Annotated in this window: 12 protein-coding genes; 7 read left to right on the top strand and 5 right to left on the bottom strand. The window is 70.2% G+C overall.

All coding sequences use genetic code 11. From position 1 onward, the window contains the following. Nucleotides 1–84 precede the first annotated feature (84 nt). From CVV72_RS29680 to trmB, 4 genes are all read left to right on the top strand, one after another. Nucleotides 85–1,002 (top strand): ABC transporter ATP-binding protein, encoded by a 918-nt coding sequence (locus CVV72_RS29680; RefSeq protein ID WP_219146984.1) that lies wholly within the window; start codon nt 85–87, stop codon nt 1,000–1,002. Continuing rightward, the gene (locus CVV72_RS29675) at nt 999–1,751 is read left to right on the top strand and encodes a hypothetical protein (protein ID WP_219146982.1); all 753 of its coding nucleotides are present in this window, start codon (nt 999–1,001) and stop codon (nt 1,749–1,751) included. Before CVV72_RS29680 ends, CVV72_RS29675 begins: the two co-directional genes overlap by 4 nt. Nucleotides 1,752–1,920: 169 nt before the next feature. Continuing rightward, nucleotides 1,921–2,463 (top strand): hypothetical protein, encoded by a 543-nt coding sequence (locus CVV72_RS29670; RefSeq protein WP_219146979.1) that lies wholly within the window; start codon nt 1,921–1,923, stop codon nt 2,461–2,463. 44 nt (nt 2,464–2,507) lie between these two features. Beyond that, on the top strand, nt 2,508–3,191 hold the full coding sequence (trmB, locus tag CVV72_RS29665; protein ID WP_219154203.1) for a tRNA (guanosine(46)-N7)-methyltransferase TrmB: 684 nt from the start codon (nt 2,508–2,510) through the stop codon (nt 3,189–3,191). A gap of 217 nt (nt 3,192–3,408) precedes the next feature. On the opposite strand, the gene CVV72_RS29660 is transcribed toward trmB, so the two are convergent. Together CVV72_RS29660 and CVV72_RS29655 are read right to left on the bottom strand one after the other, a co-directional pair. Then, nucleotides 3,409–5,658, bottom strand: a complete 2,250-nt coding sequence (locus CVV72_RS29660; RefSeq protein WP_219146977.1) for an FtsX-like permease family protein — start codon at nt 5,656–5,658, stop codon at nt 3,409–3,411. Then, a complete protein-coding gene (locus CVV72_RS29655; protein ID WP_016338261.1) occupies nt 5,658–6,353 on the bottom strand; it encodes an ABC transporter ATP-binding protein in 696 nt (231 codons plus the stop codon). Before CVV72_RS29655 ends, CVV72_RS29660 begins: the two co-directional genes overlap by 1 nt. A 180-nt stretch (nt 6,354–6,533) precedes the next feature. Between CVV72_RS29655 and CVV72_RS29650 the strand changes: the two genes are divergently transcribed. The 3 genes from CVV72_RS29650 to CVV72_RS29640 all read left to right on the top strand — a co-directional run bounded on the left by CVV72_RS29650 (nt 6,534) and on the right by CVV72_RS29640 (nt 10,355). Continuing rightward, on the top strand, nt 6,534–8,309 hold the full coding sequence (locus CVV72_RS29650) for a sensor histidine kinase (protein ID WP_219146975.1): 1,776 nt from the start codon (nt 6,534–6,536) through the stop codon (nt 8,307–8,309). Then, a complete protein-coding gene (locus tag CVV72_RS29645; protein WP_034314268.1) occupies nt 8,306–8,956 on the top strand; it encodes a response regulator transcription factor in 651 nt (216 codons plus the stop codon). The genes CVV72_RS29650 and CVV72_RS29645 overlap by 4 nt, the downstream gene beginning before the upstream one ends. A 91-nt stretch (nt 8,957–9,047) precedes the next feature. After that, entirely contained in the window at nt 9,048–10,355 is a 1,308-nt protein-coding gene (locus CVV72_RS29640) for an amidohydrolase family protein (protein ID WP_219146973.1), read from the top strand. Between the two features lie 342 nt (nt 10,356–10,697). On the opposite strand, the gene CVV72_RS29635 is transcribed toward CVV72_RS29640, so the two are convergent. The 3 genes from CVV72_RS29635 to CVV72_RS29625 form a co-directional block, all read right to left on the bottom strand. Beyond that, complete coding sequence (locus CVV72_RS29635) at nt 10,698–11,384, bottom strand: SDR family oxidoreductase (RefSeq protein ID WP_219146970.1); 687 nt, start codon at nt 11,382–11,384, stop codon at nt 10,698–10,700. A gap of 94 nt (nt 11,385–11,478) precedes the next feature. Then, nucleotides 11,479–13,206: a hypothetical protein gene (locus tag CVV72_RS29630; RefSeq protein ID WP_219146968.1), complete on the bottom strand. Its 1,728-nt coding sequence runs from the start codon at nt 13,204–13,206 to the stop codon at nt 11,479–11,481. A 53-nt stretch (nt 13,207–13,259) separates the two neighbouring features. Beyond that, on the bottom strand, nt 13,260–13,877 hold the full coding sequence (locus tag CVV72_RS29625; protein WP_219146967.1) for a class I SAM-dependent methyltransferase: 618 nt from the start codon (nt 13,875–13,877) through the stop codon (nt 13,260–13,262). Nucleotides 13,878–13,945 lie beyond the last annotated feature (68 nt).

The raw sequence follows: 13,945 nt of genomic DNA, 5'->3' as shown, positions 1-13,945 counted from the left end.
AAGGGGAACAAGGACCGGGCCGCCTATCGGGGGGCAGCCCGGTCCTTTCCCGCGTAATGTCAGGATCCACTGGAGGGAGGGCTGATGATCGAAGCCACCGGACTCACGAAGCGCTACGGCGACAAGCTCGCCGTCGACGGACTTTCCTTCACCGCCGAAGCGGGCCGGGTGACGGGATTCCTCGGCCCCAACGGGGCGGGGAAGTCCACCACCATGCGGATGATGCTCGGGCTCGACAACCCCACGTCGGGCTCGGTGACGATCGACGGCATGGCCTACCGCGAGCTGCGTGATCCACTTCGGACGGTCGGCGGCATGATCGACGCCACCTGGCGGCATCCCGGCCGCACCGCGCGCGAGCACCTCCGGTGGATCGCCGCGACGAACGGCCTCCCGGACAAGCGCGTCGACGAGGTACTCCGGCTGGTCGGGCTCGACTCGGTCGCCCGCAAACGGGCCGGGCAGTTCTCGCTCGGGATGTCGCAGCGGCTCGGGATCGCCACGGCGCTGCTGGGCGACCCCCGGGTGTTGCTGTTCGACGAGCCGGTCAACGGGCTCGACCCCGAGGGCATCGTGTGGATCAGGAAGCTGATGCACGCGCTCGCCGCCGAGGGGCGCACCGTGTTCGTGTCCAGCCATCTGCTGCCGGAAATGGCGCAGACCGCGCAGGACCTCGTCGTGATCGGCCGGGGAAAGCTGATCTACCAGGGCACGATGGAGGAGTTCGTCGGCCGGGCGAAGGGCCTCGGCGTGCGGGTCCGCAGCCCGCATCTGCCCGAACTGCGGACCGCGCTCACCGGCAAGGGCGCCGAGTTCCGCGAGGAGGACGGCGCGCTCGTCGTGTCCGAAATGGACAGTGACACGGTCGGCGAGCTCGCGTTCGCCGCCGGCGCGACCCTCCATGAGCTGAAGCCGCTCGCCGGCTCGCTCGAACAGGCGTACATGCAACTCACCGCCGAGTCCGTCGAGTACGGCGCCGGCGTACCGGAGGTGGCCCGATGACCGCGGCGAACATGCTCCGCGCGGAGCGGATCAAGCTCCTGAGCACGCGCACTCCGTGGTGGTGCGCGGCCATCGCGGTGGTGGTCGCACTGGCCTACACCGCGCTCTTCTTCGGCTTCGTGCCGCTCGAAGGCCAGTCAGGCGTCACCTCGACGCAGGTCGCCAGCGCGCTCGGCCGCACCGTGGTGCTGGTCCTCGCCATCCTCGCGGCGGCGACGGAGTTCAACTGGGGCACGATGAAGCTGACCTTCCAGGCGGTGCCGTCGCGCGTGCCCGCCCTGCTGGCGAAGGGCGCCGTCGTCGGGGTGTTCTCCGGGCTGATCGGGCTGCTGGTGGGCTTCGGCTCGTGGGCGGTCGCGTACCTGATCAAACCGGCCGCCGACCTGGGCCTGGCTTCGGGTGCCGATTGGCGTGCGGTGGCGGGTCAGGGCCTGACCTTCTTCCTGACCGGCCTGCTCGGCGTCGGCCTCGGCCTGCTGTTCCGCAGCCCCGCGTTCGCGCTCGGGTTCGCGCTGGCCTGGACACAGGTGCTCGAAGGACTCGTCGTGCTGATTCCGAAAGTGGGCGACGACATCTACCAGTGGATGCCGTTCTTCGCGGCGAATCAGTTTTCCGGGCCGGACCTCACGGTGTCGATGTTGAAACTCGAACCACCGCTCGGGCCGTGGGGTTATTTGGCTTATTTCGGCGGCATCTGCGTGATTGTCTATGCGGCTGGGCTGATGATCACCCATCGAAGGGATGCGTGAGCTTTTACCGCGGCCAAAGGAGTTAAGTCCACGTTAAGAGCCTGTGGCTTCTCTCACACGGAGCGGACATACTGTTCCACACCGGGCGATGCTCGGGATGAGCCTATTTTTCGGCTCTCGGCCCCGGAGGTGATCCTTGACGGTGGATTCCGGTCAGGGAGTAGAACGCATGATCCCGCAAGCCCGCACGGAAAGTATGCAGCCCCGGCTCGAGCCCATGCTCGACCTCGAATGGTCACAGGCGATCGAACTGCCCCGCACGGTCGCGTCCGCGACCCGGCCATCCGATATCCGCCGCGCCTGGGTACACCGCGCACCCGAAGATCTCGTTGTCGCGCTGTACCGCGCGTCCAGTGGAATGCACGGCGAAATCCCCGCGCCGTGGTGGCTTCGCGCCGTCGTGGAAGGCAGGCTCGAATCGCGGGAACTCGGTTTCCGCATCGAAGATCGGATCGCCGGTCTGCTCGGCAGGCGTCCCGGCTGGGAATTCGTCCCGTGGGCCGCGGACGGAGAATCCGGTTACTGGGAGTTCATGCCCTCCGAACGCGGAGCGTCCGGGCATTCGATCCCGACCACGGTGCTGAACACCAGCCGGCACGACGGCTGGATCGACGTCCTCCCCGCCCATTCCAGTACGACGCCGTCGCCGATCGCGGTCGCCGGATTCGCCGGGCTGCGCTCGCGGCTGGGGGAGTTCGAAGCGGTCCGGTAACCCCCGCGTTTAATGGGCTGGTGGAAAACGAGGACCAGCCACGGATGCGCAGCGTGGTCAGCTATGTCAAACGCGGCGGCCGGATGACCGTCGGGCAGCAGCGAGCCTGGAACGAACTCTGGCCGTCGCTCGGCCGCACCGTCGGCGAACTGCCCGAAGGACCGGTGGACTTCGACGACTGGTTCGGCAGGCAGGCGCCGGTGCTGGTCGAGATCGGTTCGGGCATGGGCGAGACCACGTCCCAGCTCGCCGCCGCCGCGCCGGAACTCAACTACGTCGCGGTCGAGGTCTACGACCCGGGGCTCGGCCAGCTGATGTTGCGCGCCGAGAAGCTCGGGGTGAAGAACCTCCGGCTGATGCACGGTGACGCCGTCGTGCTGCTGACCTCGCATGTGGAGCCGGGCTCGCTGGCCGGGGTCCGGCTGTTCTTCCCGGACCCGTGGCCGAAGAAGCGGCACCACAAGCGGCGGATCGTGCAGCCGGAGTTCGTCTCGCTGGTGGCCTCGCGGCTGGCGCCGGGCGGCACCTTCCACATGGCGACCGACTGGGAGAACTACGCCGAGCAGATGATGGAGGTCTGTTCGGCCGAGCCGCTCCTGCGCAACCGGCACGCCGGCGAGCCCGGCGGCTGGGCACCGCGGCCGGAGTGGCGGCCGATCACGAAGTTCGAGAACCGCGCCGACGTCGAGGGGCGGATCTCGCACGACCTGATCTTCGAGCGGGTCTGACGACGGCACGGAAAGGGCCGGTCAGGACGTCCCCACGTCCTGACCGGCCCTTTCTGCACACCCCGCGCCTTGGAACGCCCCCTGCGCGTCCCCGATGCCCGTTCGTCCCTCCCCCGACAGAGAGACGACCGGGCACCCGGCCCGTGGGTGGATCACCACCGACTCCACCCACGAGACCTGCCCGCCCGGGCGCCATGACGCCATTCGGGCGAATCTTTTACTCGTCGGCCAGCGGCTCCGACTGCACCCGCTTGAGCGCCGGGGTCGAGACGGATGCCCCGAGCAACGCCACCCCGATTCCCAGCACCACGGGTGCCAGCAGCCACGGGCTCAGCACGACCGCCTCCTTCTCGACCAGGCTGTAGAGCCCCATGCCGACTCCGATCCCGACCACACCCGCGCCGATGGTGGCCACCATCGCGGGCAGGGCCGCTTCCATCCGCAGTGCCCTCGACAGCACCCGGACCGGTGTCCCGGCCGCGATGAGCGCCCCGAAGGTGCGGCGGCGGTCCATCACCGAGCCCGCGGTCGCCACGGCCGCGCTGCATCCGGCGAGCACGCCGGCGGCGATCAGGCCGATCACGGTGACCCGGCGCAGGTCGCCGAGCTCCTGCTGCTGACCGATCAGGTGCAGGCCACGGCTGCCGACCTCCTGACCGGGGGCCGCCCCGACCAGCGCGGTCCGCACGACCTCGCCGTTCTCCGGGGTGGTCGGCACGATCACGTCGAAGCGCTCCGGAGTGATGCCCGCCGGCACCAGGGCCGGGTCGATGACGATCGCGCTGGACGTGTCTTCGTCACCTCGCGGGAGGACGTGCACGGGAGCCTTCGGGTCCAGCGGCGTGCCGGCCTTGTCGTACTCCGACGTCACGCGATACGCCGCCGGGTCGAGCGCGGACCCGCTGTAGATCGCGGGACCCGACTGGCAGGAACCGGCGATGTTCACCCGCAGGAGTTTCGTGGCGTCTTCGCAGGTCATCACGAAGGCCCGGTTCAAGCTCTGGGAGCGGGTGCCCAGCTCACCCGTGGCCAGGTAGACCTGCCCGACCGAGACGGCCTTCTCGGTGATCCCGTAGCGGGTGAGGGAGGCGTTGGCCTGGTCGGCCGTCTGCTGCGCGTGGGCCGCGTCGGATTCGGCGTAGAGGACGTTGTCCTTGAAGGTCCGGCCGCCGCCCGCCATTGATTCGAACGAAGGCAGCAGGGTGAGCGCCATCGAGCCGGTGAAGACGGCCAGCACGACACCCGCGGTGGCGCGGTAGGCGCTCTTCGGGTCGTCGCGAAGCCTGCGTCCGGCCAGCAGCGATGCCGGTTTGCGCCAGATCCGGACGAACGTGCCGCCGACCGCCGAGGTGACCCACGGTCCGATGATCGCCGCCGACCCGACCAGCAGGAACAGGCCGAGCATCACCATCGGCAAGCTGGCGTTGTCCTGGCTGATCGCGAAGAGGAAGAAGGCACCGGCCACGGGGACCGCGAGCAGCCGCCACCAGTGGAGCGGTTTGCGGGCGTGTGCCGAAGCCGCGAACAGCGGCGTCTTCAGCACTCGGCGGATGCCGAGGACCCCGGCGAGGACGACCAGCAGCGGGATCGCCACGGCGACCGCGATGGTCGAGCCGACCGACAGGCTGAAGTCCGACGCGAGCCAGGTTCCGCCACCCCACGGGACGAACGTCGAGAGGCCTTGGAGCGCCGGTGCCACGAGGATGCCGAGCAGCGCGCCGACCGTGGCGGACAACGCCGTCTCGGCGGCGACGATCTTCGTCACCTGGCCGGGAGTCGCCCCGGCCAGCCGGAGCGCCGCCATCCGCAGCTCACGCCGGGCGGCGGTGAGCCTGGCCGAGGACGCGACGAGCACCAGGCTCGGCACGAGCAGGACGATCACCCCGACCCAGGCGAGCAGTTCGAGCAGCGGATCGGGCTTCGCTTCCTTGTTCGGGAAGCCGTCCGCGGCCATCGCCGTCTTCGGCATCGACTCCGGGGTGTGGCCGACCACGGCGACCAGCTGCTCCGGATACATCAGCGATTCGGGTCCGAGCGCGTCGACGAGTTTTCCGAACCGGTCCCCGAGCTGCGCCTGCGGCGTCGACTGGATCAGTTTCCCGAGGGCGGGGGAGACGATCGACTCGCCGGGCGCGGGCAGCCGAGGGATGCCCGGAGGCAGGCTGAGCATCGGCGAAGTACCGGTCTGGGCGATGTCGACGCGGGTGATCTCGCGGTCGCCCGAGTAGTCCTTGTTGGCCGCCATCAACAGCGGCGCCGCGCCCTGGCTCTCCCCGGACTGGGAGTAGTAGCTGCCGATGTCCTGCCAGATCGCCCGCTGGGAGCGGGCCTGCGTGGCACCGGGAAGGGAGGCCAGCAGGAGCACCAGGCTGGTCGCGACGGCGACCCCGACCGCGGTGAGGATGGCCGACGTGCGGGTCCGGCGGTCGACCCGGAGCACCCGCATGGCCAGCTGGAAGCTGTTCATCAGGCGGCCAGCCTCGTCGCGATCAGGCCGTCCCGGATGGAGACCGTGCGCGGCATGGCTTCGGCGAGCTCGCGGTCGTGGGTCACCACGATCACCGCGGCACCGCTGTCGGCGGCCGCGGCGAGCAGCGCGTCCATGGTGGCGCGGCCGGTGCGGGTGTCGAGCGCGCCGGTCGGCTCGTCGGCGAAGATCACCTTCGGCCGGTGCGTCAGCGCCCGTGCGATCGCGACGCGCTGCGCCTCGCCGCCGGAAAGCTCACCGGGGCGGCGCTTCTCCTTGCCCGCGAGGCCGAGCTTCGCCAGCCATTCGCGGCCGGCCTCGATGGATTCCTTGCGCCCCTTGCCCCCCAGCAGCGACGGTAGCGCCACGTTCTCCTCGGCGCTCAGTTCCGCGACGAGCATCCCGGACTGGAACACGAAGCCGAACTCGGTGCGCCGCAGTTCGCTGCGCTTGCGCTCGTTGAGCTGGTCGACCCGCTGCCCGGCCAGGAAGATCTGCCCGGAGTCGGCGCGGAGGATGCCGGCGAGCACGTGCAGCAGGGAGGTCTTGCCCGAGCCGGACGGCCCGACGATGGCGACCGCGTCACCCGCCTGGATGTCGATGTCGATCCCGGCCAGCGCGTGCTGCGTGCCGTACCGCTTCACCAGCCCGCGGCCCGAAAGCACCGGCTGCCCTGTCCACTGTGGATCTACCACCGTGATTCTCCCTAGTCAGTCACTTGTGTTCTGCTTCGGGAAAGAGCTTCGCGGTGGACCACGTGTGTCCACTTCGGGCAGACGGCCAGTGCTGATCACCCGCGCATCGGCCGATCGGCCGATGCGGCTCGGGCCGGTCGGCCAAGGTGCGGACGCCCGCCGATCCTCTACCGTCACGGTGTGACAGCAGGCCCGGCCCAGAACAAGTTCCCCGCGCGGGTGAGTGCGCTCGCGCGACGTATCGGCATGCCCGCCGTCGTCCTGCTGGCCGCGCTCGCTTTCGACCTGATCTTCGTGACCGACGCCGCTTTCGACGACACGGGCGCGCGCGGGATCGACCTCCTGCTCTTCCCCGGCATCTTCGCGATGGTGTTCTGCGCGCTCTGGGCGCAGAAGCGGGCGGCCGTCGCCGCCGTCGCGGCCTCGGTCGTGCTGGTGGCGTACACGCTGGTCGTCCGGTACTTCACCATCCCGACCTACTCGAGCGTGCTCGCCCACCTGTCCATCACCGAGGTGGTCGCGGGGGTCGAGGTCCTGTTCTACGCCGCGCGCCGGACGCGGCCGGGTGTCGCGTTCGCCGTGATCACCGGCCTGGTGCTGGCCACGCTGACCGCGGTGTCCGGCCGGTACTACCCCGGCAGCGAGTCGAACGGCACCATGGCGCAGGCGATGCTGTTCGGCGGGCTCCTGCTGGGCGGCACGCTGCTCTTCGCGATCCCCGGGCGCGACCGGACGGCGCATCCGAAGAACTACGAGAAGCTGCAGAAGCTCAACAAGCTGGTGATGGGCCAATGGCCGCTCATCGGCATGCTGGGCATCGCGCTGATCCTGGAGTTCGGCTTCACCTACGAGAGCGGGGCGCACGGCTTCCCGATCCTGGTCTGCTCGATCGTCGCGGCGATCATCGCGGTCGCGGCGCCGCGACGGCCCGCCGACGCGATGGTCGCGCTCACCGCGGTCATGCTGCTTTCGGCTTTGGTGACGCCGTTCCTCCGGCTCCGCTACGACTACGCCACGCCCGGTGGGGTGCCGGGGACGCAGATCGTCGCGGGGATGGGGCTGGTCGTCACGCTGGTCCGGGCGGTCGGGCTGAGCAAGGCCGCGCCCCGGATCGCGGGGCTGTCGGCGGTGGTCGCCGTGGCGTCCATCCTCAACACCAAGCGGCCGACCCCGACGCTGATGACCGATCCGGACGACATCGCCGGATTCGCCGTGGCCGCGGTGCTGCTGCTCGGCATCTCGGTGGCGGTCGGCCTGGCGTTGCGGTCCCGGGATTCGGAACGCACGCAGGTCATCCAGTCGGCGATCACCGACGCGCAGACGTCGGAGCGGATGGCGCTGGCGCGGGAACTGCACGACGTGGTCGCCCACCACGTCACCGGGATCGTCGTGCAGGCGCAGGCGGCGAAGATGATGGGCGAGAAGAACCCCCAGGTCGCGGTCGAGGCGATGGGCCGGATCGAGGACGCCGGGGTGGAGGCGCTCGCGGCGATGCGGCGGCTCGTGCGGAGCATGCGCGGTGACGCTCCGGCCGGGAGCAGCGAGTTCAGCGAACAGGCCACCACCGATCTCGCCGCCGACCTGCGGACGCTGATCGAACGGTCGAACCACGGCGTGAAGACGTCGATGAGGCTCGAACTGCCGCCGAACGTGCCGCACGAGGTCGGGCGGTCGGCGTTGCGGCTGGTGCAGGAGTCGCTGACGAACATCGGCAAGCACGCGTCCGGCGCGAAGGAGGCGCTGGTCATCGCCGAGGTGACCGAGAACGAACTGCACCTCCAGGTGACCGACGACGGACGCGAACCACAGGGCCGTCCGGCCGGCGGATCGGGCGGCTACGGTCTGATCGGCATGCGCGAACGGGTCGCCCTGTTGCACGGCCGGCTCACCGCCGGACGGGCGCCGGGCGGCGGATGGCGCGTCGAAGCATGGCTACCCCTCGAAGGAGAAGAGTGATCCGGGTATTGATCGCCGACGACCAGGACATGGTGCGGATCGGCTTCCGGATGATCCTGGACGCGCAGGACGACATCGAAGTGGTCGCCGACGTGCCGGACGGTGTTTCGGCGGTCGCGAAGGCGCGCGAACTGCGGCCGGACGTCTGCCTGCTGGACATCCGCATGCCGGGGATCGACGGCCTCGAGGTCACCAAGCAGCTCGCGGGCCCGGACGTCGCCGATCCGCTGAAGGTCGTGGTGGTCACGACGTTCGACCTCGACGAGTACGTGCACACCGCGCTGCGGAACGGCGCGAGCGGGTTCCTGCTGAAGGACGCCGGGCCCGCGCTGCTGATCGAGGCCGTGCGCGCGGCCGCGCGCGGGGACGCGCTGGTCTCGCCACAGATCACCGTCCGGCTGCTGAAGCATTTCGACGGCGGGGCGGTGAAACGCGACGTCACCCCGCCTTCGGAACCGCTGACCGCGCGGGAGCTGGACGTGGTGAAGGCGGCCGCGAAGGGGCTGACGAACACCGAGATCGGGGCCGAGCTGTTCCTGTCGCTGTCCACGGTGAAGACGCATCTGGCGTCGGTGCAGGGCAAGGTCGGCGCGCGGAACCGGGTGGAGATCGCGGCCTGGGCGTGGCGGAGCGGCGTCGTGGACTGAGCGCGCGGCGCGGGACTCTCGATCTTCTGAAGCCGCGCCTGGCGACGAGATAGCGGGCCGGTGCGATAAATGGCACCCGTAAGCTCCATTCATGCAACGCCGTTTCCACGCTCCTGTCGTTCTCCCCGCCGACCCCGCTTGTTCGTTGCTGCGTGATGCCGTGGTCGACGTGGACGAGACGGGCCGCGTCACCCATGTCGGCCCCCTGTCCGGGGCCCCCGAAACGTCCGCTCCCGTGACCCGGTTGAGTGGCATCCTCCTGCCCGGCCTGGTCAACGCGCACGCGCACAGCCCGATGACGCTGCTGCGCGGCATGGGCGGCGATCTGCCGCTGCTGCCGTGGCTGACCGAGATCATCTGGCCCACCGAAGCGAAGCTGGAGCCCGCCGACATCCGCACCGGCATGATGCTGGGCTCGATCGAGATGCTGCGGCATGGCGTCACGACCAGCGCGGAGATGTACTTCGAAGGCGAGCAGCTCGCCGACGCGGTGCTCGCCACCGGTGGCCGGGTGGTGCTGGCTCCGCCGATCATGGAACTGCCGGGGATGGACTGGCGCGCGATGCTGAAGAGCATCGAACGCTGGATCGACACCGACGGTCTCCGGTTCGGCCCCGGCGAACGGATCGAGGTCGGCTACGGGCCGCACTCGGCGTACATGCTGAACGAGGAAGCGCTGCGGGCGACCGCGGAATCGGCGGCCGAGCGGGGCGCGCTGGTGCAGATCCACGTCGCCGAGGCGGCGCTCGAAGACGTCAAGCAGCGTGAAGCGCACGGCTCGGTGCCCGCGCTGCTGGAGAAGGTCGGGATGCTGCGGGGCCGGACGCTGGCCGCGCACGCGATCCACCTGTCGGACGACGACATCGCGCTGTTCGCCGCGCGCGGCGTCGGGATGGCGCACTGTCCCGGATCGAACGCGAAGCTCGCCTCGGGTATCGCCCGGGTGACGGACCTGCGGAAGGCGGGCGTCGCCGTCGGGCTCGGCACCGACGGCCCGGCGTCGAACGACGACATCGACCTGTGGGAGGAAGTGCAGCTCTCGGCGATGTTCGCGCGGCTCGCGACCGGCGACTCGACCGTGCTGACCGCGGCCGACGCGTTCCTGCTCGGCACCCGCGGCGGCGCGGACGCGCTGGGCCGGACCGACATCGGCGCGCTGGAAGCCGGCCGGTGGGCGGATATGGTGCACGTCGACCTCGACGACCCGGCCTTCGCGACCGGTATCGACGTCCCCGACGAGCAACTGCTCTCGAACCTGGTGTGGGCCGCGGGCTCACGCCGCGTCCGCGACGTCTGGGTGGCGGGCGAAAAGGTCGTCGGCGACGGCGAACCCCTGCGGGTGGACCGCGCGAAAGTGCAGACCGAAGTCGCCCAAACCTCCGCGCGGCTGCGCTCTTAACTCACCTACGCAGCCCCCCACCCATCCCAGGGGGCGGCCCCGAGGCCAGTCTATCGGGGGCGGGGTCAGGGGCCTGCGGAAAAGTGCTGCTCAGGGGCTGGTTGTCCACAACTGGGCGGGGGTGTGGACAACTGGGCCGCGCGCCCAATGTGACATGGGGGACGCTGAGTGGCCCCGGTGCCACATTGGGCGCAAGTCACGACCGAGCGAGCCGAGACCCGGGTTCCCAATGTCGCATTTGAGGCGCTGAGCGTCTCAAATGCGACATTGGGAACCCGCGCGCGGGCCGCGGAGCGGAAGCCAGCGGAGCGGAAGCGGGAGCGGGAGCGGGCGAAGCCGCGGCTAGACCAGGCCCCGCGGCCGGAGGGTCACGTCGGTCGGGTGCGCGTCACCGGTGGCGGAGACCGCGGCGAGGACGGCGGCCGCGACGGATTCGGGACGCAGGAAACGTTCCGGCTCGTACGCGCGGCCTTCGTCGGCGACGATCGCCTGCTGCATTTCGGTGTCCGTGCGGCCGGGGTAGATCGACGTCACCCGGAGTGCGGACTCCTCCTCGCGCAGCGAGTCGGCGAAGGCCCGGACGGCGAACTTGCTCGCGGCGTACGGGCCCCAGCCCGGCCGCGCGTTCTGCCCGGCGCCCGAGTTGATCACGACGACGTGCCCCTTCGAAGCACGCAGCGCGGGCAGCAACAGCCTGGTCAGCGTGACGACGCCGAGGACGTTGACCTCGAAGTTCGCCCGCCAGTCGGCGTCGGTCGCGGTCTCGACCGTGCCGAGCCGCGCCACGCCCGCCGAGTGCACCAGTACGTCCAGCTCGCCGATTTCGGCGGTCGCCGTCTCCAGTGCTTCAGTGTCGGTCAGGTCGATCGGCCACGGCTTCGCCTCGGGCAGGGTGTCCGCCAGTTCGCCGAGTGCGCCGGCGCCGCGGCCGCCGAGCAGCAACCGGTGGGTCGGGGCGAGCGCGCGGGCGGCCGCGGCACCGATTCCGCGGGTGGCGCCGGTGACGAGAGCGAGGGGAAGATCAGCCATACCGTCACGCTAGTACGGCGGTCTCGCGTGCCCGAAAGGCGATCTCGCGTGATCAGACGGCGAACTCGCGTGATTGAAGGCGTAACTCGCGTGATCAGGGGGCGCACACGACGGGAGGCGTCGCCACCCTCGGGAACCGGATGGAACCACGTGTGAACGACCCGGTGAGGTTGTCCACGAAGCGGGCGGCCGTCAGGGGTTCCCGCACCGACGCGTCGATCGCGACGAGATCCGGGCAGTCGAGCGCCGCTCGTGCGGCGGCGACGTCCGCGGAGCGGACCGGGCCGCCTTCGGCGATCGGGAGCCGAGCCGAATTCGCCAGCTCCCATACCGGGGGCAGCCATTTCTGGTGGCCGGGACGGCCGCCGGGGAGCGACGTCGAATGCGCGGCGAAAGGGTTCGCGAGGCCGTAACCGTCGCGCAGCCGCATGTCGAGCGGGATCAGCAGGCCGAGCGCGCCCATGCTGTCCGCCGCGACGGTCACGTACGGCCGGTCCGACGGGTACGCGTACCAGCGTCTGGTCGCGTAGTCCTGGATCAGCACCGCCGGGTCTTCCACACCGCGGACGGCCGCCAGCGCCGACGGCATCAGCGGGTGACCGGCGTAGTCCGCCGCCAGGATCGGATGTTCGTGCCCGGTCGACCGCGACCAGAACGCTTGCTCGTCCGTGACACCCACAGCACTTGGAGAAGCCGAATACGCCGGACGGAGCGACGCGGCGGCCACGAACGCCCAGATCCCGACGGCGACCAGAAGCGACACGGTCACCCGCGTCACCGGCAGGGCCAGCACCGGCAAGAGCAGGCAGAACAGTGCCGGGAGCAGCATGCGCCCGTGCATGAAATCTCCGCCGACCCGGATCACGTACCCCGCGAGCAGCCCCGCTCCGGCCACCGGAACCGCGGTGAGCACCACGAAGGTCTTGTCCATAGTGGACGAAACCGTGACGACCGCGGCGGCGAGCAGCACCAGCGGGAGCCACAGCCAGTACGGCTGCACAAGATCGGCAAGGTACGCCCATCCGCGGGCCCAGTTCGCTTCCGACGCCTCCTTGACCAGTGCGGTGTTCGGCGTCAGGAGACCGTAGTAGCCCATCCGGAACACCTGATACGCCAACGGGAGCGCGGCCGCCACGGCCATCAGGCCCACCGCCCGGCGACGTCCCGGCCGCGCCAGGACGAGCAACGCCACCAAGGCGACGGCGCTGAAGAGCGCGAGGTCGGGCCGCACCAACGGCCCCAGCCCGGCGACCAGCGCGACCGGCCAGGTCCGTAGATCGTCCATTGTGGACGTACGGCGGACGAGCAGCCACCAGGTACCACCCAGCCACAAGGTGATGAGGCCGGTCTCGAGCCCGGACGTCGCGAAGTCGCGGAACGGCGGCAGCGCGCAGACCACCAGCGCCCCGGCGGGCGCGAGTCCGTGGAACGCCAAGGGCTGGTAGAGCCGCCGCGCGCCGTCCAGTCCGAAGAACAACCCGGCGACGGAGAAGACCAGCCCGGTGATCACGGAGACCCATTCCAGCGGTACCCCCGGGGTCAGCCCGAGCACACTCAGGATGGCCGTCCACAAAGGACTTGTGTTGGTCTCGACCCGCTCGCCGACATTGAACACCGGCCCGTTGCCCGCGAGGATCTGCCGGACCGTCCGCAGCACGATCAGCCCGTCGTCGCTCATCCAGCGGCGGCGCCAGGCCAGGTCGGCGTAGACCATCAGCACCAGGCCGAACCCGAACCAAGTCCAGGTCGACGGCCTCAGGTACCAGGCGCGCGAAGGCCAGCCGGGCGTGCTCTCACCCGTGGTCGTGTTCGTCTGCGTCATGGCCCCGCCCGGCTCGGTTGCGTGCGCAGGAGATCAGGTCCGCGGGCCGCGCGTCAAACCGCGCGGCCGGACAGGCAGGACTGTGGCCATTTCCTCCCTTCCATGGCGAGCCGCGCGGTGACCTCGAAGCCCGCCTGCCCCAGCAGGTCCGCGACCCGGCCGGGATCCAGCAGGTAGGCGTCGTAAGTGACCGGATGGCCGTACGCCGTCTCCGGGCTCAGGCGCTCGTCACCGACGTGGAATCCGAGCAGCAGGCACCCACCGGGCGCGAGCGTGCGGCGGAACTCCGCGAACACCGCCGGGAGTTCCTCCGGCGGCAGGTGGAAGATCGACCACCAGGCGACAAGGCCGCCCAGCTCGCCGTCCGGGAAATCCAGGGCGGTCATCGAGCCGACCGAAAACCGCTGGTCAGGGTACTGACGACGGGCGATGTCGACCATTTTCGGCGACAAGTCGACACCGGTGACGTCCAGGCCGAGCGACGCCAGGTGGGCGGTGACGTGGCCAGGACCGCAGCCGACGTCGGCGACCGGGCCGCGCACCTGCTCGGCGAACGCGGCCAGCATCGCGCGGCTGATCGGTTCTTGGTCGAAGAGCGGTCCGATCCGCGCCGCGTAGTCCTCGGCGACGGTGTCGTAGGACTCGCGGGTGGCGTCTAGATGGGAAGTCACGATCGGCGACGTTAGCGGCGCCCACCGACACTTTGCGGCCAAGGCGTAACTCGCGTGATCAGACGGCG

The organism is Amycolatopsis sp. TNS106 (genome assembly GCF_019330265.1).
GTDB lineage: Bacteria > Actinomycetota > Actinomycetes > Mycobacteriales > Pseudonocardiaceae > Amycolatopsis > Amycolatopsis lurida.
Note: the sequence above shows the minus strand (reverse complement) of the source record. Positions and strands in the feature narration are given on the sequence as shown.